Genomic DNA, 21,947 nt, shown 5'->3' with positions numbered 1-21,947 from the left:
TCAATTCAATGGATAAAAAAATAATCACCTATATTCTCGGCTGGGTATTAATCGTTGAGGCGATTGCAATGCAAATCGGCACAATCACCTCGCTTATATATAAAGAAAGCAATTGGATTTATTTTGTAATCGTCGGTGCGGCAAGCGCATTGGTCGGATTTGTTCTCGTTAAAATAATGAGAAGAAAAAATATGGTGCTCTACCAAAAGGCAGGCTTTGCCGCAACGGCACTAAGCTGGATTTTACTTTCGCTTGTAGGTTGTCTGCCGTTTTGGATAAGCGGCGAAATTCCGACATTCATTGACGCTTTCTTTGAAATTGTTTCGGGTTTTACAACAACAGGTTCAACAATACTTGAAAACGTTGAGGGACTAAGCCACGGTATGCTGATTTGGCGAAGCTTTTCGGTTTGGCTCGGCGGTATGGGCGTTATCGTCTTTTTGCTTGCTTTAATACCAAAGCTCGGCGGTTCGCAAAATATCTATCTTATGAGGGCTGAAAGCCCTGGACCTATTGTCGGCAAAGCCGTTCCGAGAATGCGTAACTATGCGGCACTGCTGTACGGGATATATATGGGACTTACCGCTCTTGAAATTATCCTTTTGCTGTGCGGCGGAATGGGAATCTTTGACGCACTTAACACGGGATTTGCTTCGGCAGGCACAGGCGGATTTGGTGTAAGAAATAACAATATGGCTGCATACAGTCATTACAGCCAGGTAGTAATTGCAATTTTCCTGGTGCTGTTCGGAACAAATTTTTCATTTTATATTATGCTGCTTACGAAAAAATTTAAGCAAGCGTTTAAGATGGAAGAATTGTGGCTTTATATCGGAATAATCGCAGTTTCAACTTTGATAATTTCGGTGAATATCAGTTCACTCTACCCTACGGCGTATGAATCATTCCACCAAGGATTTTTCTATGTCACATCAATCATAAGCACCGCAGGATTCGGCATTGATGATGTTAACCGCTGGCCTGAGCTTTCAAAGGCTGTTATTATAATAATTACATTCATAGGCGCAATGGCAGGCAGCACGGGCGGCGGATTTAAGGTGTCAAGAATCCTGATACTGTGTAAAGAGGTACGAAAAGAATTTGCGCTCCTTGTTCACCCACGAAACGTAAGAACCGTCAAACTGGACGGAAAAACGGTTGACCATAATATTATGAGAACCACTTCAGTATTTTTGGTTGTATATCTCGGCATATTCATCCTAAGTTTTATCATTGTGGCATTTGAGGGCAAAGACGTGCTTACAAGCTTTACGGCTGTTGCCGCTTCAATTAACAACACCGGTCCTGGCCTTAATCTTGTAGGTCCTGCCGGAAACTATTCATCATTTAACATTCTTTCAAAATCCGTAATGATTTTTGATATGATTGCGGGAAGACTTGAATTGTATCCGCTTTTGCTGTTATTTTCACCGTCGGCGTGGAAAAGAGCATAATTCGATATTAATAAAAGGGCGAAAAATTTTCGCCCTTTTTATTTTTTTCAATAAAAATTAATGTTCTCGGCAAAGATAAACCCACATAAATATGATTATCAATATAAACAGAAGTATGTTTTTTTAGCCTTTTGCAAGTTTCCTTTATAGAAAATGCACAAACAATAAATGATAAGTGTAAATTAATTTAGCAACAAATTTTTAATAAATTTGTATTTAACATCTAAAAATATATTTGAGATTTATTCAAAACGTAAAACTTTTATTGTTTTCATTATCTAAATATACAAAGATTTTCGGTAATTTTTTGTTATTTTTCTACTATACTCTGCCGAAAAATTATTGTATAATATAGACAGCAAATCACGAAACGGTTTGCCCGCACAATACTTTCCGAAAGGGGACACAATTATGAAATTAGATAAAGTACTTGCAGAAAGAAAAAATAAAGTCATTTATCGTGACGGAGACCTCGTTGCAAAGGTATTTGACGAAACTTTTCCAAAATCTGATATTCTCAACGAAGCATTGAATCAGGCAAGAGTTGAAGAAACAGGACTTAACATTCCTAAGATTGAAGAAGTAACAAAGATTGATGGCAAATGGGCAATCATCTCAACATATATTGAAGGCAAAACCCTCAAAGAGCTTATGGACGAAAACCCTGACAAAATAGATGAATATCTCAATCAGTTTGTTGATATTCAGATAAATATTTTAAACCAAAAAGCTCCGTTGCTTAATAAGCTTCAGGACAAGATGAACCGCAAAATCAGCGAAACAGACCTTGACGCAACAACTCGCTATGAATTGCACACCCGTCTTAACGGAATGCACAAACACTATAAGGTTTGCCACGGCGACTTTAACCCAAGTAATGTAATCATTACTCCGGAGGGCACACCGTATGTATTAGACTGGTCGCACGCAACTCAGGGCAACGGCGCAGCTGACGCCGCAAGAACTTATCTTTTGTTCCGTCTTGACAAGCAGGATGACATTGCAGAAAAATACATCAAATTGTTCTGTGAAAAGACAGATACCGCACGTCAGTATGTAAACGAATGGCTCCCGATTGTTGCAGCATCTCAGTCGGTAAAGGGCAAACCCGAAGAAAGAGAATTTCTGTTATCTTGGGTTAACGTTTGCGACTATCAATAATCTCAAATATTATATTCCTACTCATACTAATCTACCCCTTCCTAAAAAGGTCCCCACTTGCTTATAAACAAGTGGGGATTGTTTTTGTATCAAATTTTGTAAAAATCTCCGCCAAAGGGTAACAACACGGAATCAATCTTGTCTTTTGGCAAAAGCCACAGCTTTACATACATCGCAACAGGTGAAGCGGGCGGCAAAGGAATTATGCCGAGATTTGCGTATTGCGATTTAGATTCGTACTCAAAGCCGCTGCTATCCCCCGTCAAAAACAAAGGAATTTTATAATCTTTTGCAGCATTGCAAAATTGCTTTAAAGCCTCGTCGGAAGTATTAATCGTTCCTGAATGGTATGTGCCAAGCAAAATCGCCTTAGTGTCCCTGTTAATCTTAGGATAACTCATTCCGACATAAGGAACAATATAAACAACGTCCGATTTTTGACTGAGGTTTTGCTCAAACAAAAATTTTATATCGTCTTCATATTCGGAATATTCCGAATTTCTTATAAAGATGCCGTTAGAAATTTCACCGTAAGTTGAATTAAATATGTCAAACAAATTGTCAGAGTATGCATTGTGCGGCAAAAGCCTTGAGGCACGGTGGATTTTTACCGGCTCGGTTCCATTCTGATACGAGGCAAAAACACCTCTGCCCTCTCCCGAGGCAATAAAGTCAACAGCGGCACAAAAATTATTCAGGCCGTTTGAACGTTTATCGGGAAGCGGATAATTGGCAGAAACCACAACAACAGGAACGCCGCACAACCCCAACTTATAGGACAAAAACGAGCAGACATACTGTAATGTATCCGTACCGCAGGCTACAATGACGCCGTCAAAATCGCTGATATTATGTGAACAAAGGCAGTCATACAGAGAGTTCAGATAATCGGCGGACAGGGTTTCACTCAATATGTTATATGGCTGTTCCACTTCAAATTCTGCCGATTCACCCGATTTTCGATACATATCAATTAACAGCGCAGAATTATTTTCATCAGGCGAAATACTTCCGTTAACTATTGTGCTGCCGATGGTGCCGCCTGTAAAAACCAAAAGAATCTTCATATTGTGATACACCTCAGTCAAAAAAACAAACTTTACTTAGCCCTGGTGTTTAATCTTTCCGCTAAGCTTTAAAATATTTATTTCGTATATATCAGCCGCTTCACATTCGGATTTATGCTCTTTGTTGTCAAATTCAGAGAACTCGGGAGCATACTTTTTTAATAACTGCTTAAAGGCATGTTCACGGTTGGCATCTGACTTTTTTGCCGTGCCAAATACAACAACACTTTTATACTTTGTATCAAGTTTCTCGGCTAAAACTTCGCTGTCGGTTACGACGGTAAAGCATACTTTGTCGGAAAACAGAATATTATCCTGTTTATGTCCCGAATTTTTGGCACAGTGAAAATATATTTTATCGCCGTCGTAAGCGTAATTTACAGGAACGCCATAGGGGAATCCGTCTTCGCCGACGGTAGACAAAATACCATAACTGCCTTCGACAAGGATTTGTTTTGAAGTGCTCTCGTCAGCTTCAAGATTTGCCCTTCTCATCTCGTAGTTTTTCATTACTCAACCTCCAAAATTTATAAAATTAATGACTTGCAAATTATCTAATTACAGTCAGATATATTTAATTTACAAATACTAAATATAGACACTGTTTAAAATATTATAACATATTTTAAAACTACTCACAATAAAACATTGACAGTTTGCAAAACTTCTGCTATAATATCATTTGTGTTAGAAATCTGCGCCAATAGCTCAGTTGGTTAGAGCTACCGGCTCATAACCGGTCGGTCCGGGGTTCGAGTCCCTGTTGGCGCACCAGAATAAGGAATATCCGTTAAGGGTATTCCTTATTTTTTATATCTTATTGATTAAATAAAAAAGCACCTTGCAGGTTAAAATAATTACGAAGTGTTATAAATGAATTACGTAAAATACAAAAACACTTGTAATGCGTCATGGCAATGAAATATGTTTAAGCAGTTAAAAATAAAATTATTTGATTGATTTATTTACATACTTGTGTTAAAATTCTAATAACAACTATGTAAAAACCAATGCTTTTTACATAGTTGATAATATTTATTGATATAAAATATATAAAATATATAATATTCATATATTTTAATACGCAAGGTGATAACGATGTACGAATCATTATTAAAATTATTTTACAAAGATAAAGAATTATATGAACAAGAGTTTAATTCTCGCATTAACTCAACTACTGCAGTTTTTATTGACTTTTATGTAAATAATAATCAAGCCTTTTTTATTGAGGATAGTGAGTTATTAAAAAAAGTAATTAATATTGAAAAAATTGATAAAAGTATTCATAATTTAGTTCAGCTTCTTCCTAAATTATCAACTAATCAATTTAAAAAAAGATGTTTAATTGATGAAATTGTACTTTCAAACAAAATAGAGGGAGTTCACAGTACCAGAAGAGAAATTGACAATGTGCTTAATGATATAGATAGTAATTCAAGCAAACGCTTTAAGGGACTTGTGAACAAATATGTTCTCCTATATAATATGGAAAACATTGAAATCAATACTCCTAAGGATATTAGGGAAATATATAATGAATTAGCTTTACCTGAAATCATAGAGGATGCTCCGAATAATGCCCCTGACGGAAAAATGTTCAGAGCAGAAAGTGTCAGCGTTATGTCTCCTACCGGAAAGTCGATTCACACAGGACTTTATCCTGAAAAAGCAATCATCGAAGCAATGCAAAAAGCCATATCACTTTTAGATAAAGATGAAATATTAGATTTATTTAAAATTGCTATATTTCACTATTTATTCGGATATATACATCCATTTTACGATGGTAACGGACGCACTTCCAGATTTATTAGTAGCTATCTGCTTTCAAAATGTTTAGAACCTATTATTAGCTTTAGAATTTCATATACTATTCAGGAAAATATAAAACAATATTATGAGGCCTTTAAAATCTGCAATGATCCACGAAACAAAGGGGATTTAACTCCATTTTTATTTATGTTCATAGAAATAATTGAACAATCTATGCAACAACTACACGAAGCCTTATCTATACGTGCAAAGTATTTTGAACATTATAGCGATGCTATTGAACTATTACCTAATAGTGATAATAAAAAATATTGTCGCATATATTATCTGTTAGTGCAGGCAAGTTTGTTTTCAGAAAATGGAATCACAATCAAAGAATTAATAGAAAATACTGATGAAAGCAGAAGTACTGTTTTAAACAGATTAAAGGAAATCTCAAAACATGATTTATTGGTAGAAAAAAAGCCAACAAAAGAAAAACATTTTTCTTTAGATTTAAATAAAGTGGATAACATTATTTTGAGTACTGAGTAATAAAAACCCATACGCTGTATAAGTGTATGGGTTTTAAAGCACCTACAAACGCATAAATATTTTTGATAAATAAACCAAAAGCAACCACCCTTACGAGTGGTTGCTTCGGATTTAGAAGTTTTGAAATTAACGTAAAATACGTGAAATGTCAATTAATTTTGAGCCAAACTCAGATTAACCGGCTTTGGTTTCACCTGTTTCACCAAAGAAGTTAAATCTGAAAAGCTTGCTTTCATCATTTTTGTTATCGCAAATGATGCTTGCCTCGGCAATCTTGCCGCCCTCAATAAGCTTTGTCAATCCAACAAGCTGTGAAAGCTTGCTGCGAAGATTGAGTCTGTCTCCCTCTTTTGTTACTAAATATACGTTGCCTTCGCAGGTATCAAGCACAGCGAGGAACGCAGTTACATCAATGTTGTGTAAGCTAAGAATTGGTGTCATAATGTTTCCTCCTTCAATTCTTTAAAAATATAAAGTTTTTGTGGCCATTTACCATTTGGCAAATCATGATTTAATTTATCGGCTTATCTAACTTCAAATTATACCCGGGATTGAAGATTTGAAATTAACCGGTAGTCAAGCGGACTTTTTACTTGACAATTATTATTATAATCAAGTTTTTGAAAAAGTCAACAATTTCATTGATTTATTTTTGTAACATCAAGCAATCACCTATCAATTATAGCCAAAATATATAGCGAAATTATGTGCATATTGCTAATATAATTCTGATTTAGAATTTACAAACCGCATACTTATGTATGGTTGTTTCGTCATATTGTCCAACTTAATTCCTTTTAGGAAACATACAGCGTACTATTTTCACAAACTTAAAATATTTTTATATTGAGATTTCTTTAAAAATAGGTTATAATCATAGTGCAAATCTCCCAGCCGATAAGGCGGCGGGGTTAATTCAACCTCGGTGAGGTTATAATCTCTCACCGAACCCCTGAGGAGCTATCGCTTCCTTTGCAGGGCTTGAAAAAGCAAAGCAGAGTATTGCTGTGATTAAATAGTATTGGAATGAGGAAAGGAAGGCTTTTTATGCTAAACGATTTTTATAAACAATTCAAAAGCGGAACCGATATCAGAGGTGTTGCCAGCGAAGGTGTTGAGGGACAGAGCGTCAACCTTACTGATGATGTTCTTGCAAATATGGTTGACGGATTTATACTTTGGCTTTCAAACAAGCTTGGCAAATCACCCGATTCACTCAAAATATCGGTCGGTCGCGACAGCCGAATTTCCGGTCCTCATATTATGGACATTGCCGTAAACCGATTCACCGCATGCGGCACAAACGTTCTGCGTTGCGGGCTTGCCTCTACCCCGTCAATGTTTATGACAACGGTTGACCTCGGATGTGACGGTGCCTTGCAGATTACGGCAAGCCACCACCCATTTAACCGCAACGGTCTAAAATTCTTTACACGTGACGGCGGACTTGAGGGCAGCGATATTGAGGAAATTCTCACATATGTCCAAAACGACGAACATCCCGAATCGAAACCCGACGGCAAAGTTCAAGATGTTGACTATATGTCCGACTACGCAAAGGGATTATGCGACAAAATAAAAAAAGAAGTTAATGCGGAGGATTACGACCATCCGTTAAAAGGTTTTAAAATTGTGGTTGACGCCGGAAACGGTGCAGGCGGTTTTTATGCCGACAAGGTGCTGAAAGTTTTGGGCGCAGACACAGACGGAAGCCGCTATCTTGAGCCCGACGGAATGTTCCCGAATCACGTTCCGAACCCCGAAAACGAAGAGGCTATGGCTTCAATTTGCGAAGCCGTGCGTGAATCAAACGCCGACCTTGGCGTAATATTTGACACCGACGTTGACCGTGGCGGAGCAGTTGACTCAAAGGGCAACGAAATTAACCGCAACCGTCTTGTTGCAGTTGCCTCTGCCATTGCGCTTGAGGGCAATGACGGCGGAACAATCGTTACGGATTCCATCACTTCAAGCGGTCTTAAGGAATTTATTGAAAACAATCTCGGCGGAAAACACTATCGTTTTCGCAGAGGCTATAAAAATGTAATAGACAAGGCGTTGGAGCTTAATGCCGAGGGAATTAATTGTCCGCTTGCCATTGAAACCTCGGGACACGCCGCAATGCGTGAAAATTATTTTCTTGACGACGGCGCATATCTCTGCACAAAAATTATAATCAAAGCCGCACAGCTCAGACAGCAGGGCAAAGAGCTTGACGAGCTTACCTCATCGCTTAAAGAGCCGCTTGAAAGCAGAGAAATTCGTTATAAAATTACCGAAAAAGATTTTAAGTCCTGCGGTGAAAAAATAATCGCCGACCTTACTGAATATGCTCAAAATCAGGAAGGCTGGCAGGTTGCCGATGACAACCGCGAGGGAATCAGAGTTTCGTTTGACAAGGACAACGGCGACGGTTGGTTCCTTTTGCGCCTCTCGGTTCACGACCCGATTATGCCGCTCAACATTGAAAGCGACAGCAAGGGCGGAGTTGATATTATTCTTAACAAGCTGTATGAATTTTTAAAGACTGCAAACGGTCTTGAAATATAAAAAACTGTACGCATAACAAGTAACGGCTCAGGCTATTGAAGCAACCTCGGTTAGATTTTGTCTTTCCGAGCTGACATCAATTTTGCCTGAGCCATTTTATCGTCACAAAATTTATTCTGACGCATTGCCGAATATTTCAAGTGCGGTTTTTCCGTTGTCGATTATTGTATTCTTTAAGTCGTCAAGTGTATCGAATTTTCTTTCTGCCCTTATAAAGTCAATCAGTCGTACGTCCGCAATTTGACCGTAAAGCTCTTCGCCGCAGTATTTCGGCATCCATGTCTCACAAAGGGGCGTGGGGCTGCCGACTGTCGGCTTAACGCCGATATTGGTAACTCCGCAATAGGTGTTGCCGTTTTCAAGGGTAACAGCAGAACAATATACTCCGAACTTCGGCACCACAAGCTCACTGCAAAGCGACTGATTTATGGTGGGAGTGCCAAATTCTCTGCCAAGCTGTCTGCCGTGTTCAATAACGCCGGAAAAGCCAAACCTGTGGCAAAGCATCTTGTTCGCTTTTTTTATCTGTCCGTCCCTTATAAGTTTTTTTATTAAGGTTGACGATACCACTTCGCCGTCAATTTCAGTGGGCTGAACCACCGTAAGTTTAATACCGTTTTTACCGCAAAAATCTCCGAGAACTTTAACATCGCCCTCACCGTTTTTTCCGTAGCGGTAATTAAAACCACAGAAAAGCTTTTTTGCGCCAAGCGTGTTCACAAGAATTTTCTCGGCAAAGTCCTGAGCCGACATATTCATAATGCTTTTAAAATCTGCTTGATAAGTATGGTCTATGCCCAGCTTATCAAGCATTTTCAGTTTTTCTTTATTTGTCATAAGAGCTTCGCTCTGAGTTCCCCTCAGCACACTTTTGGGACTTTCGGAAAACGTGAAGCACACCGAAACCAAGCCGTTCTTCTTTTCATAGGCGGCATGTGAGAGCACGTTTTTGTGCCCCATGTGAATACCGTCAAAGTATCCCAATGCCACGGCGGTGGGAGCAGACTCGGGTAATATATCAAAAAAATTTTGCATAAAATATTCTACCTCATATTTTACCGCTTTTAAGCAGCATAGCCGTTTTTAGAACCGCTATCTGAGTTTTTGCGTCCGGTATGATATTGTTGAGCACCATCTCAACCGCTTTGTCAAGCGGAATTTTCTCAACGTTTAAAAACTCACCGTCATCGGGCTTGCTTTCGCCCTCATTTTGCACTCTGCACGCATACAGATGTATCACCTCAGAGGTATAACCGGGCGACGGATACACCTGACCGAGGGATATATATGAATATCCGATTGCGCCTGTTTCTTCAAGCAACTCACGCTTTCCGTTTTCAAGCGGAGTTGAACCTTTTTCAAGCTTGCCGGCAGGCAGCTCAAGCACAACTTCTTTATACGGATAGCGAAACTGTCTTACAAAAAACAGGTTGTTGTCGCAGTCAAGCGCCGCAACGGCAACGCCGCCGGGATGATTAACAACCTCTCGCTTTGACTTTTTGCCGTCCGGTAATTCAATCTCATCAAGCGTTATATGAAGAATTTTACCGTCAAACACGCTTTTGCTTGACAATGTTTTTTCACTTAAATTCATAGCAACCTCCGAAGAAAGGAAATATTTATGATTAATTATAATACTTTGCCCGACTATGCGGCAAGAAAAGTAATTATCAACGAACTTTGCAAGTGCTTTAAATCAATCAGACATTATTTTGTCGGTGAAAGCATTTGCAAAAGAGAAATAGATGTGCTGCAAATCGGCAACACCAAAAACACGGTGCTTTTTTGCGGCGGCTTTCACGGAATGGAGTACCTTACCGTACTTGCACTTTTAAAATATGCGGAAGAATGTGCTTTAGCCCTGAAAAACGAAGACGAACCTCTTTCAAATGCGCTGAAAATCCGAGGAGTAACCATTGTGCCCTGTGTAAATCCAGACGGCGTTGAAATTGCAATAAACGGAAGCTGTGCGGCACTTAACTTTAAAGAACTTGTGGAAAAAGTTTGTACAAACACAAAATACTGGCAGGCTAACGCCGCAGGAGTTGACATCAACCACAACTTTGACGCAGGCTGGTGCGAACTCAGGCAAAAAGAAATCGAGCTTGGCATCAACGGTCCGTCTCCGACTCGCTTTGGCGGAAAAACTCCGCACAGCGAACCCGAAACAAAAGCACTTGTAAAACTATGCGGAAGCATTAATTTTGAAAGGGCGATTGCATTTCACAGTCAGGGACGTGAAATATACTTCAGCTACGGAGAACACACGCCTCGGCTTTGCTCGGTACTTGCACAAAGGTTTGCGGACGTAAGCGGCTACAAAGCAGCCCAACCCGAGGACATCGCAACGGGCGGAGGTTTTAAAGACTGGGTAATCGATAAACTTCACAAACCCGCTTTAACCGTTGAGATAGGGCTTGGCAAAAATCCTCTGCCGCTTTCGGATTTTGAAAACGAATATAAAATTGTCCGTAAAATTTTAACGGAAGCAACTTTGTTATAACCTAAGCGCATCTACCCGTCTCCGAGTCGGTTGTCAATCCGATTCGGCAGGGATTATTATAAAATTCAACAAAATTCTGAGGAGCAGGCACTCCGTTGCTTTGTCTGCAATCAAAAGCAGGCAAAGCAGAGCATTGCTCCGATTTAAATTTTAAAATGCCTAATAGCAATTGCTGTTAGGCATTAAAAATATCAGTGATTATTCCTCGTCATCATAAAAATTAATCGAGTTTACTATATTGTCAACCGCTTCGTCCGAAATAACATTCGGTTCATCAAGAAACTTGGAACGTTTTTCAATATCGTCAATAGCCATCTGAACCTTTTCGTTAGGCGTAGACGGTTTTCTGGGAGCTTCATAAATCTCTTTATCCTCGGGATTTGAGATATTAATGTACTCTTCCTTCTTTTCTTCCTCAACAGGCGGCTGATTATCGTCTTGGTCATCTTCCGCAATTGCAGGCTCGCTTCCGTCGTCAACAACAGGTGCTTCTGCCTCAGTTTCGGGCTTTGCCTCTGCGCTGTCCTGAGAATTTTCAGCCGTTTCGCTTTCGGGCTTTGACTCTTCCTTTGTATCAGACGGCTGATTTTCATCAGGCTTTTCGTCTTTTTCGGATTTAAATTTTGGCGCGTCATAGCTTTCGTCAGCGGCTTCGGCGGCTGCCATAATTATTTTACCGGGAGCGTCAATCTGTTTTTCTCTTCTTGCCTCGGCAATAGCCTTAAGCTCGTCAAGATGATTAACAGGCTTTTGCACCTTGGTTGAATCTTCGTCAAAATAGATGTCATACCAAACAAGGAATACATATATTGTCCAAACTCTGCGGCTGTTATCTTCCTTGCCGCTGAAATGCTCATCGAGCCAAGCAACGAGTGCGTCTGTGTTGAAGAACTTCTCGGCTGTTTTGCCCTTGAATTTCTTCTTTACAACATTATAATACTTTTCATCTCTGAGCCATACTCTTGTAGGCACAGGGAAACCAAGCTTTTCTTTTTCGGCGGTAGCCTCAGGCATATGGCGAACAGCAGCCTTGCGCATTGCATACTTTGTATTATGCTTATTGCAGCGCAGGCCTGTCGGAAGCGACGAAGCAACCTTAAATACCTCTTTATCAAGGAACGGTACACGAAGCTCAAGAGAGTTTGCCATACTCATTCTGTCAGCCTTAAGCAAAATATCTCCGACCATCCAAAGGTTAATGTCAAGATACTGCATTTTTGTAACGTCATCATATTTGCGGCAACGGTAATAATACTTGCGGGTATAATTCTGCGGCGGAGTTGCGATTGACGGGTCTTTTAAAATCTGCTGTTTCTGTTTGTAATCATACATAAACGCATTGCCGATATATCTCTCCTCAAGAGGGTCGCACGCACGGATAAGATAATCTCTTCCCTTAATGTCGGGAAGCTTTTTGCAAACAGCACGAATCGCCTTGCGTATGCAATGCGGAACAATGGTCTGATACAACTTGAATACCCTCGGGTCATTGTAGCAGGTGTAACCTCCGAACAACTCGTCTGCACCCTCGCCCGAAAGGACAACCTTAACATACTGACTTGCAAGTCTTGATACAAAGTACAATGCTATGCAGGACGGGTCTGCAAGAGGCTGGTCCATATGATACTGTACTGTCGGAACGGCATCCCAGAACTCCTCGCTTGAAATAAGGTGGGTGTGATGTTCAACGCCTATTTTTTCGCTGAGAGATTTTGCCCAGCTGATTTCATTGTATTTTTCTCCAAAGTCAAAGCCTACCGTAAATGTTTTTTGGTCGGCAAAATAAGTTGAAACATAGCTTGAATCTACGCCGCTGGACAAGAAACAACCTACCTCAACATCTGCGATTTTGTGTGCGTTTACAGAGTTCTCAAATATTTTTTCTATCTTATTAACAGCCTCGGTCTCGGTCATACTCTCGTCCGGATTGAACTTCGGCTCAAAATATCTGGTGGTTTCTATCTCTCCGTCACGATACCAAAGGTAATGTCCCGGCATCAGGCAGTAAACGCCCTCAAAAAATGTTTCGGGAGGCAGCGCATATTGGAAAGAAAGATAGGTATCAAGCGCTTTTGTGTTGAACTTCTTTACAAAGTTCGGGTGTTCAAGTATGCTCTTAATTTCACTTGCATAAACAAAATCGTTTCCGATTTTTGTATAGTGCATTGGCTTAATACCGAAAAAGTCACGGGCAATAAACAGCGACTTGTCAACTGTATTGTATATAGCAAATCCAAACATACCCCTGAGCCTTGGCAAAAGGTCTTCCTGCCATTCCTCAAATCCGTGTATGAGCACTTCGCTGTCAGTGTCTGTATAGAACTTGTGCCCTTTTTGAATAAGCACCTTTCTCAGTTCTTTATAATTATAAATTTCGCCGTTAAAAGTAAGAACAAGGGTCTTGTCCTCATTATAAATGGGCTGATGACCTGCGTCCAAATCAATGATTGAAAGTCTGCGAAATCCCATTGCTATATTATCATCGGTAAAAAAGCCATCGGAGTCGGGACCGCGGTGGGTAATAACCTCGGTCATATTTTTTATTACATCGTCACGGTCAACTATCTGACCTGTGAAACCACAAATTCCACACATAAATAAAATACCCCTTTCAAAGGCTTTACAAATAATTTGGTAACAATTCCAAAACGAATTATTATTATTGCATTTTATTTTACCATATTGTGTCGGCAAATTCAACAAAATAATTTTAGTAATTTGATTAAAAGAATCTGTTGAATGTTTTAAGCAAATAATATATAATCATAATACTTTAATTGATATTTTCAAAAACCACCCGAATTTCAGCTTGATTTATCGGGTTTAACATCGGCAAAATTTATATTTTTGCAACTCGGAATATAATTCGGTTGCAGTTTGTATAGGCTCTGCTCTTTGCAATTAAAGCGGAACTTTTCAGATTTAAATAAAGCAATTACAAAACAAAGGAGTTTATGGTTATGGTGAAAAATTTACGCTCGGCAATCCTATCAACACCGAAGCCGTTATAAAACAGTTTGACAGTCTTTCTGTCGATAAATTTCCGTTTGAACACAAGATTGAGAACGGCAAATTCAGTTTTGAATTTAATATGAATGAAAACGACATTGTCTACGGACTTGGCGAAGCTCCGAGAGGCATTAACAAACGCGGCTGGGTTTATGAAAGCTTTTGCGCCGACGACCCGTTCCACACCGAAACAAAGTCATCGCTTTATGCCGCTCATAATTTTCTTATGCTTTCGGGCGAAAAAAACTTTGGAATATTTGTTGATTTTCCCGCAAAAATACGCTGGGACATCGGATATTCACAAACAGACAAAACCGTTGTCACACTTAACGGAGAAGATTTTGACATATATATTTTGGACGGCAAAAAACCGCTTGACATTGTTCACGAATTTAGGAAAATAATAGGCAAAAGCTATATTCCGCCGTTTTGGGCATTCGGATACCAACAAAGCCGCTGGAGCTATGAAACCAACGACGCCGTTGACAATGTAATTGACAGCTATAACAAAGCCCAAATTCCGCTGGACTGTGTTTATCTTGACATAGACTATATGGAGCGTTACAAGGACTTTACCGTTGACAGCAAAAAATTTCCCGAATTTGCGGAATATGTAAAGCAGAAAAAGCAACAGGAAATCCACCTTATTCCAATCATTGACGCAGGTGTAAAAAAAGAGGACGGCTACTCGGTTTATGAAGAGGGCATTAAAAACGAATACTTCTGCAAAACAAAGGACGGACAAACCTTTGAAGGCGGAGTATGGCCCGGAATTGTGGGATTTCCCGACTTTATGCAAAAGGAAGTTCGCAGCTGGTTTGGCTCAAAGTACAAAACACTTACGGATATGGGCATTGACGGATTCTGGAACGATATGAACGAGCCGGCAATTTTCTATACTCAAAACGGACTTGACAAGGCACTTGAAAAGGCTGAGGCTGCCAAAGGAAAGAACCTTGATTTATGTGACTTCTTTGCACTTAAAGACGCTTTTACCGGACTTTCAAACAACAGCGAGGACTATTCAAGCATATATCACAACATTGACGGCAAAATGGTTTGTCACGATAGGGTGCATAATATTTACGGTGCAAATATGACAAAATCGGCAGGCGAGTATTTTGAAAAAGAATTTGGCAAAAGCAAAATTCTTATGTTCTCACGTGCTTCATATGTCGGCGCACACCGCACAAGCGGAATATGGTTCGGAGACAACCACAGCTGGTGGTCGCACATTCTTTTAAACCTCAAAATGCTGCCCTCGGCAAATATGTGCGGATTTCTTTACTGCGGCGCAGACCTTGGCGGATTTAACGAAAACTGCACACGTGACCTTGTGCTTCGTTTTCTTGCCCTCGGCGTTTTTACACCTCTTATGCGCAATCACTCCGCCTGCGGAACACGCAATCAGGAATGTTATAACTTTGAAAACACAAGCGACTTCAAAGATATTATTGAAGTTCGTTACAGACTTATTCCCTATCTTTACAAAACTTTCTGCAATGCAAGCGAAAATGACGATATGATTTTCCGTCCGCTTTCATTTGATTATCCTGACGACAAAATCGCCAGAGAATGTGAAAACCAGCTTATGCTCGGTGATGAATGTATGATTTGCCCTGTTTATGAGCAGAACGCAAGCGGAAGATATGTTTATCTGCCTGAGGATATGACCTTCGTTAAGCTCAGCGGCGAAAACGTAAGCACCCAACCTCTTGAAAAAGGCGTACATTACATTGACGTTGCACTTAACGAGGTTCCGCTGTTTATTAAAAAAGGCAAAAAAGTACCGCTTTGCAAACCTGCAATGCGCACAAGCCTTTTGGACACGGAAAATTTGGAGTTCATCGGATAAATTAAAATTCTGTGTAAAATTAAAACCCGGAGTTGAAAACTTCGGGTTTAATTTTTGTCATCATCGTTACCAAAAATGATTTGTGTCGGCAGAAAACATTTGTACTTAAATTTATAAATTCCGACTAAAATTCAACTTTCAAAAAAACTGAGTACGTCGGCATATACTTCGGCATTGTCGGTCTCATTCAAAATTTCGTGGCGTTTGTTTTCGTAAAGTTTTTCGGAAACGTTTGTATATCCGACTTCTTTAAGGAATTTAATCAGCTTGTCAAATTTTTTCTCCGACTGAATAACGGGGTCGTCCTTTCCCGCAATAACAAATACAGGCAGACTTTTATTATGCGGATTCCAGTTTTGTTTTTTAAACGCTTCCTTTTGCAGTTTAAAAAGGTTGACAAAACCGTTTGTTGTAAAAACAAAGCCGCACTTTTTATCGTTGTTATATTTTTCGACATTTTGTTTATTGTTTGAAATCCACGAATCGGGCACATTGGATTTTCCGTTATAGCCATTAAAAGTTGCATTGTTTAACATATGATTCGGGGCTTTTTCCTTGTGAAAATGCCCCGAAATTTTTGCGAGCCTAAGCCCCAAATTCACGGACGAATTTTCGGTGGGCGGTCCGCAAAGCACGACCTTTAAAATTTCGTCATCATATTTTTTCATATAATTTCTTACCACCAGCGTACCCATACTGTGACTGAAAATAAATAGCGGAATGCCGGGGAATCTGTTCTTTATATACTCTGTCACTGTGTGCAAATCTTCAACTATTGCACTTTCGTCATTATTGTAAAAATATCCGTAGTCGCTCTTTTCTCTTACGCTTGCGCCGTGACCTCGGTGGTCATTGATAACGCATATATATCCATTGTCTGAAAGATAGTTTATAAAATCAAAATAACGTTCTTTATGCTCGGACATTCCGTGTGAAAACTGAATAATCGCCTTTGGGGTGTTTTTTGGAACAAAAACGGCGGTTTCAAGCTCCAATTCATCAAACGGAGATTTTATGTTTACAATTTCCATTCAAAGCTCTCCTCATCATACTAAATTAAACTTATTATACCCACAATTTAAATTTTGAGGCACAAAAATGTATTTGCAATAAAAATCAAATTATTGTTTTATAAAAATAACAAAGCAAAATCTTTAAACTGTGACTATTCCTCAATCAAGCCTTCCTTTTTCAGTCTGCTTCTTATTGCGCCCCTTGTTCTACCGTGATTTTTGGCGATTTTGCCTATCGACATTCCCAACTCATATTCAAATCTCAGTTTTTCGGTTTCTTTTTCTATCCATGGTTCATAGGCAGAGCCAAGTTCGCTTTTATTCAGTTTGTTGCTGTTTTGATTATCGGGAATTACATCATTCTTCGCAGCATATTCGGAAATTGCCGATATAAAACGGTCGCCGTATTGATTCAGCTTGTTTTCACCCACGCCGTTAACCGATAAAAACTCTTCGGGCGTTACGGGAAGTTTTTTGCACATATCCGCAAGCGATGCGTCTGAAAAAATCAAAAATGCGGGAACTCCCTTTTTGCTTGCGATTTCAGACCTGATTTGTTTGAGAATATTAAAGAGAGGACTGTCGGCTGCCTGTTCGGCGGTTTTCTTTTTAGACTTAATTTTAATTGTCTTCTTAATTTTAACTTTTGCTTTGCCTTTCAGCACAGGATAGCTCATTTCCGTAACCTTGATTATCGGTTTGCCAGCTCCCACAAATATTATGTATCCCTGCTCCTCCAATTTTTCGATTATATGTCTGATTTCCGTTTGTTCCGCATCTCTCATTATTCCGAATGTCGATTGCTTGTCGAGTTCGTAATATTTTATTTTCTCATTCTTTTTGCCTCGCAAAACATCCGATATTACCGCAGCACCGAATTTTTGTCCTGTTCTGATTATGCAGGAAAGTATTTTCTGCGCTTGGATTGTAACATCTACGGTTTCAAATTTTGTAAGACAATTAGAGCATTTTCCGCAATTCTCCTCTGCTTCATCTCCAAAATATTTAAGCATATATCCACGCAGGCAATCGCTTGTTCTGCAATAGAAAATCATATGTTTAAGGCGTTCCTCTTCCCTCTGTTTAAACGCTTCATTCTGTTCGGGAGTGAGCTGGGGGTTTGGCTCGGCACTTTCTATAAAATAACGACAGGTCTGTACATCAGACGCTCCGTAAAGCAAAATGCAATCTGCTTCCTGTCCGTCACGTCCCGCTCTGCCCGACTCCTGATAATAACTTTCGAGATTTTTCGGCATATTGTAGTGAATGACATAAGAAACATTTGACTTGTCTATTCCCATTCCAAACGCATTTGTTGCAACCATAACCGTCTTGCGGTCATAGACAAAATCGTCTTGGTTTTTTATGCGTTCTTCGTTGCTTAAACCTGCGTGATAGCGTGTTGCCGAAAAGCCCTTTTCGATAAGAAAATCGCACAGAGTTTCAACCTTTTTTCGGGTGGCGCAATAGATTATCCCCGACTTGTCACTTCTTCCTTTTAAAAGCGAAATTAGTTTTGAATCCTTTTTTTCGGGCCGTAAAACAGAAAAAAACAGATTTGGTCTGTCAAACCCAGTAGTTACAACCTTGGGATTATTGAGCTTCAATATATTTATAATATCATTTTTTACTTCGTCAGTAGCTGTTGCGGTAAAAGCTCCGATTATCGGACGCTTGGACAGTTTTGAAATAAATTTGTTTACATTAAGATAGCTTGGTCTGAAATCCTGTCCCCATTGCGAAACACAGTGGGCTTCATCAACGGCAACCATTGATATTTTAATTTTTCTGCAAAGGTTGGTAAAATCTGAGGAATCCAGGCGTTCGGGCGCAACGTAAATTATCTTATAAGCTCCGAAAGCCGCATTTTTTAAAACCCTGTCATATTGAGAATCGGTAAGCGACCGATTGATATAAGCCGCTTTTATTCCCTGCTGAACAAGAGCGTTAACTTGGTCCTTCATCAGCGAAATCAACGGAGAAATAACAATTGTAATGCCGCTTAACATAATCGCAGGCACCTGATAACAGACAGACTTGCCTGCGCCTGTCGGCATTATGGCAAGAGAATCTCCTCCCGACAAAAGGCAGTCAACCACTTCCTCCTGCCCTTTTCTGAAGGCAGTATATCCGAAGTATCTGCTTAACACGTCAAACTTATCCATAATCTCCTCCCGAACCTACCGATAAATAAATTTAAATCGGAGCAACGCTCTGCTGTGCTTGCAGAAAACAAAAATTGCAACGGTTGCAATCAGCGCAAAACTCCTTTGGTTTCAAGGTTGGTTATCTCCCCATAAAATCTGAATATTCCACGCAGCCTTTAAATCGTGGGACATCTGCACTATGATTATAGGCTATTTGCGTAAGTTTTACAAGATAATCACTATTTGTTTTTACAGACAATATCGGCAAAGTTCCTGTCAAATTTATTTGACCTTAAGTCGGGTAAAATATTCTTTGCAAAGATAAAATTTTCGATAATTCTGTTACGATATTAAGCTGTCGGATTTTGTACTATTATTGATTGTGCCGTAAAAGGCATTACTTTTTGTCCGGAGGGACCACAAATGAAAAGCAGTTCAAAGCGTGAACTTGACTTTGGCAATGATAAAATAATTAAAATTTTGCTCAAACTTGCTCCGCCCGTAATGCTTGCTCAGCTTATACAGGCTCTTTATAACCTGATTGACAGTTATTTTGTCGGCAGTTATTCCGAATCAGGCTTAACTGCGCTGTCAAAAATATATCCTCTCCAGCTTCTTATGATTGCGCTTGCGGTCGGAACGGGAGTCGGAATCAACACGCTGATGTCGCATTTTCTCGGAGTAGGCGATAATGAAAAAAGCAACGAAGCCGCGGGAGTGGGCACTCCGCTTGCGTGTGCAATATGGATTATATTTGCGGAAATATGCTGGTTTATAATGCCGTTTTATGCACAAATTTCTACGGACACAAAGCAAATTGCCGATGAAGTGGTGGTTTACGGACGAATGGTGTGCGTGTGCAGTTTCGGAATATTTTTTGAAAGCGTATGGACAAAAATTTTGCAGGCGGTCGGCAATATGAAAGTGCCGATGATTGCCCAGATTGCAGGTGCGCTTGTAAATATTGTTCTTGACCCGATAATGATTTTCGGGCTTGGATTTATTCCGAAAATGGGCATTGCAGGTGCGGCGATTGCAACTGTCATCGGTCAAAGCACAGCGGCGGTTATAGTAATGTTCAAAGGATTTAAAAAGCCGCCGAAATTTTCAAAATTCGGCAAATACATAAAGAGAATATACCTGCTCGGCTTTCCGAACATTCTTATGCAAATGGCATACACATTTTATATTTTCGGTCTTAATTTGATTTTAAAAACTTTTTCCGACCAAGTGGTCACGGTGCTTGGTCTGTATTACAAGTGGCAGTCGGTAATCTTTATTCCTTTGGGTGCAATGCAAACCTGCATTGTTCCCGTAATAAGCTTTAACTTTGCCGCAGGGCTGTTTGGCAGGTGCAGGAAAACACTCAAAGATTCGGTTCTCCTCGGAATGGCGCTTATGCTCATCGGCGTGCTGAGCTTTGAATTGATTCCAACCCAATTGTTAATGACATTTTCAAAAGACGCCGACGTTATTTCAATCGGAACGGTCGCATTCAGAATAATCGGAATTTCGTTCATTCCGCTTGTTACTTCCCTGATTTATCCGGTTTATTTTCAGGCTATCGGTTCGGCTTTTAAAAGCTCAATGCTCACAATTTTGCGAACGGTCGTATTGCTTGTGCCGCTTGGATTTATCTTTTCAAAAATCGGGCTTGACTGGTTTTGGCTCACATTTCCATGCACTGAAATAATCACAACAATAGTCGGTTTTATACTTTATAAAAAAGAGAATAAGAAAATCAGCCTTAAATTCACGGAACGAACAAGGTAAAACAAAACGAGCTTCACATTGTGAGGCTCGTTTTTATTTGGCAGAATATTAAAAATCATAGCGTATTACGGCGCAGTTTTTTAATCCGAAATCCGCATACTCCTCGTTGGTCATCTCGTAAAAGTAAGAATTTACAACCCTTGCAATGCCGTTGTGAGCAACAAGAATACAGGTCTTTCCGCTTGCCTTTACATCGTCAAGCAAATTGTATATCCTCTGTGCAAGGTGAAGCATGGACTCGCCGCCGTCATATTGGCACGCAAATTCACGTTTGGCAATTCGGAACTCGTCGCCGTCTCTTGCCGTTCCCTCAAATTTTCCGAAATTCTGCTCCGTGAGCCGAGGCTCTTCCCTGACAGGTATACCTGTAATTTCAGAAATGTGCTTTGCGGTTTTTGCGGCTCTTATTAACGGAGAGTAAAGAATTATGTCCGCTTTTATATTCTCTGAAAGAATTTTATTTGCGGTTTCAATTGCCTGACTGTGTCCTTTTTCGGTAAGGTCAATATCGGTTGAACCGCATATTTTGTTTTCTACGTTCCACACGGTTTGTCCGTGCCTGACAAAATACAAATGCCCCATAGGATTCTCCCATTTATGAATTTGATTGCGTGTAAAGTTGTTATAATTGCTGGCAAAACAACATAAGGCTTTGCCTCAAAAAATACAGCATAAAACTATTTGATTTAAACTTAATTTTCTGAGCTGCTGACACAAAAAATTAAGGCGGTTTATCCATTGGTTATTACGCTGAACAAGGCTATTTGATTAACACCTAAGTTTCTACGCCGCAGGCACAAAAAGGTAAGGCGGTTTATCCATTGGTTATTACGCTGAACAAGGCTATTTGATTAACACCTAAGTTTCTGCGATGCTGACACAAAAAGTAAGGCAGTTAAGCCATCGGTGACTACGCTAAATAAAACTATTTGATATTAACACCTAAGTTTCTGCGATGCTGACACAAAAAAGTAAGGCGTTTTATCCATTGGTTACTACGCTGAATAAATCTATTTGACTAACACATAAGTATCTGCGCTGCTGATACAAAAAAGTAAGGCGGTTTATCCATTGGTTATTACGCTGAACAAAGCTATTTGACTAA

16 protein-coding genes and 1 tRNA gene are annotated in these 21,947 nt (G+C 39.7%); 8 read left to right on the top strand and 9 right to left on the bottom strand.

Going from position 1 to position 21,947, the window contains the following annotated elements:
- The first annotated feature begins 8 nt into the window (after positions 1–8).
- Positions 9–1,454, top strand: coding sequence for a TrkH family potassium uptake protein (locus tag BLP46_RS08870; RefSeq protein WP_092978295.1), 1,446 nt, complete (start codon positions 9–11; stop codon positions 1,452–1,454).
- A gap of 411 nt (positions 1,455–1,865) precedes the next feature.
- Positions 1,866–2,615, top strand: a complete 750-nt coding sequence (locus tag BLP46_RS08865; RefSeq protein ID WP_092978294.1) for a phosphotransferase — start codon at positions 1,866–1,868, stop codon at positions 2,613–2,615.
- An 89-nt stretch (positions 2,616–2,704) separates the two neighbouring features.
- Here BLP46_RS08865 and BLP46_RS08860 read toward each other — a convergent pair whose 3' ends face one another.
- Both BLP46_RS08860 and BLP46_RS08855 read right to left on the bottom strand, forming a co-directional pair.
- On the bottom strand, positions 2,705–3,682 hold the full coding sequence (locus BLP46_RS08860; protein ID WP_092978293.1) for an asparaginase domain-containing protein: 978 nt from the start codon (positions 3,680–3,682) through the stop codon (positions 2,705–2,707).
- Positions 3,683–3,718: 36 nt separating this feature from the next.
- Positions 3,719–4,192, bottom strand: a complete 474-nt coding sequence (locus BLP46_RS08855) for a pyridoxamine 5'-phosphate oxidase family protein (protein ID WP_092978292.1) — start codon at positions 4,190–4,192, stop codon at positions 3,719–3,721.
- A gap of 187 nt (positions 4,193–4,379) precedes the next feature.
- On the opposite strand from BLP46_RS08855, the gene BLP46_RS08850 reads away from it, so the two are divergent.
- Both BLP46_RS08850 and BLP46_RS08845 read left to right on the top strand, forming a co-directional pair.
- Positions 4,380–4,456: transfer RNA gene (locus tag BLP46_RS08850), tRNA-Ile, on the top strand.
- 324 nt (positions 4,457–4,780) lie between these two features.
- Positions 4,781–5,992 (top strand): Fic family protein, encoded by a 1,212-nt coding sequence (locus tag BLP46_RS08845; RefSeq protein WP_092978290.1) that lies wholly within the window; start codon positions 4,781–4,783, stop codon positions 5,990–5,992.
- Positions 5,993–6,166: 174 nt separating this feature from the next.
- Here the strand turns inward: BLP46_RS08845 and BLP46_RS08840 are convergent, their stop codons facing one another.
- Positions 6,167–6,433, bottom strand: a complete 267-nt coding sequence (locus BLP46_RS08840; RefSeq protein WP_167669231.1) for a hypothetical protein — start codon at positions 6,431–6,433, stop codon at positions 6,167–6,169.
- A 606-nt stretch (positions 6,434–7,039) separates the two neighbouring features.
- On the opposite strand from BLP46_RS08840, the gene BLP46_RS08835 reads away from it, so the two are divergent.
- Positions 7,040–8,542 carry a phosphohexomutase domain-containing protein gene (locus BLP46_RS08835; protein WP_092978288.1) on the top strand — a complete coding sequence of 501 codons (1,503 nt, stop codon included), beginning with the start codon at positions 7,040–7,042 and terminating at the stop codon, positions 8,540–8,542.
- Positions 8,543–8,653: 111 nt separating this feature from the next.
- On the opposite strand, the gene BLP46_RS08830 is transcribed toward BLP46_RS08835, so the two are convergent.
- Together BLP46_RS08830 and BLP46_RS08825 are read right to left on the bottom strand one after the other, a co-directional pair.
- Complete coding sequence (locus BLP46_RS08830; RefSeq protein WP_092978286.1) at positions 8,654–9,577, bottom strand: bifunctional riboflavin kinase/FAD synthetase; 924 nt, start codon at positions 9,575–9,577, stop codon at positions 8,654–8,656.
- Between the two features lie 13 nt (positions 9,578–9,590).
- On the bottom strand, positions 9,591–10,136 hold the full coding sequence (locus BLP46_RS08825) for an NUDIX domain-containing protein (protein ID WP_092978285.1): 546 nt from the start codon (positions 10,134–10,136) through the stop codon (positions 9,591–9,593).
- A gap of 27 nt (positions 10,137–10,163) precedes the next feature.
- Between BLP46_RS08825 and BLP46_RS08820 the strand changes: the two genes are divergently transcribed.
- A complete protein-coding gene (locus BLP46_RS08820) occupies positions 10,164–11,045 on the top strand; it encodes a M14 family metallopeptidase (protein WP_092978283.1) in 882 nt (293 codons plus the stop codon).
- Positions 11,046–11,243: 198 nt separating this feature from the next.
- Here the strand turns inward: BLP46_RS08820 and asnB are convergent, their stop codons facing one another.
- Complete coding sequence (gene asnB, locus BLP46_RS08815; RefSeq protein ID WP_092978281.1) at positions 11,244–13,640, bottom strand: asparagine synthase (glutamine-hydrolyzing); 2,397 nt, start codon at positions 13,638–13,640, stop codon at positions 11,244–11,246.
- Positions 13,641–13,971: 331 nt separating this feature from the next.
- Between asnB and BLP46_RS08810 the strand changes: the two genes are divergently transcribed.
- The gene (locus tag BLP46_RS08810) at positions 13,972–15,909 is read left to right on the top strand and encodes a glycoside hydrolase family 31 protein (protein ID WP_092978280.1); all 1,938 of its coding nucleotides are present in this window, start codon (positions 13,972–13,974) and stop codon (positions 15,907–15,909) included.
- Positions 15,910–16,040: 131 nt separating this feature from the next.
- On the opposite strand, the gene BLP46_RS08805 is transcribed toward BLP46_RS08810, so the two are convergent.
- Both BLP46_RS08805 and recQ read right to left on the bottom strand, forming a co-directional pair.
- Positions 16,041–16,940: an alpha/beta fold hydrolase gene (locus BLP46_RS08805; RefSeq protein WP_092978279.1), complete on the bottom strand. Its 900-nt coding sequence runs from the start codon at positions 16,938–16,940 to the stop codon at positions 16,041–16,043.
- A 134-nt stretch (positions 16,941–17,074) separates the two neighbouring features.
- Positions 17,075–19,087 (bottom strand): DNA helicase RecQ, encoded by a 2,013-nt coding sequence (recQ, locus tag BLP46_RS08800; RefSeq protein ID WP_092978277.1) that lies wholly within the window; start codon positions 19,085–19,087, stop codon positions 17,075–17,077.
- Positions 19,088–19,492: 405 nt separating this feature from the next.
- Between recQ and BLP46_RS08795 the strand changes: the two genes are divergently transcribed.
- Positions 19,493–20,842: an MATE family efflux transporter gene (locus BLP46_RS08795; RefSeq protein WP_092978276.1), complete on the top strand. Its 1,350-nt coding sequence runs from the start codon at positions 19,493–19,495 to the stop codon at positions 20,840–20,842.
- Between the two features lie 48 nt (positions 20,843–20,890).
- Here the strand turns inward: BLP46_RS08795 and BLP46_RS08790 are convergent, their stop codons facing one another.
- A complete protein-coding gene (locus tag BLP46_RS08790) occupies positions 20,891–21,424 on the bottom strand; it encodes a histidine phosphatase family protein (protein ID WP_092978275.1) in 534 nt (177 codons plus the stop codon).
- Between the last annotated feature and the right edge of the window lie 523 nt (positions 21,425–21,947).

This window comes from Ruminococcus sp. YE282 (assembly GCA_900101355.1).
GTDB lineage: Bacteria > Bacillota > Clostridia > Oscillospirales > Acutalibacteraceae > Ruminococcoides > Ruminococcoides bromii_A.
The sequence above is the reverse complement of the archived record's forward strand: the minus strand, read 5'-3'. Positions and strand labels throughout refer to the sequence as shown.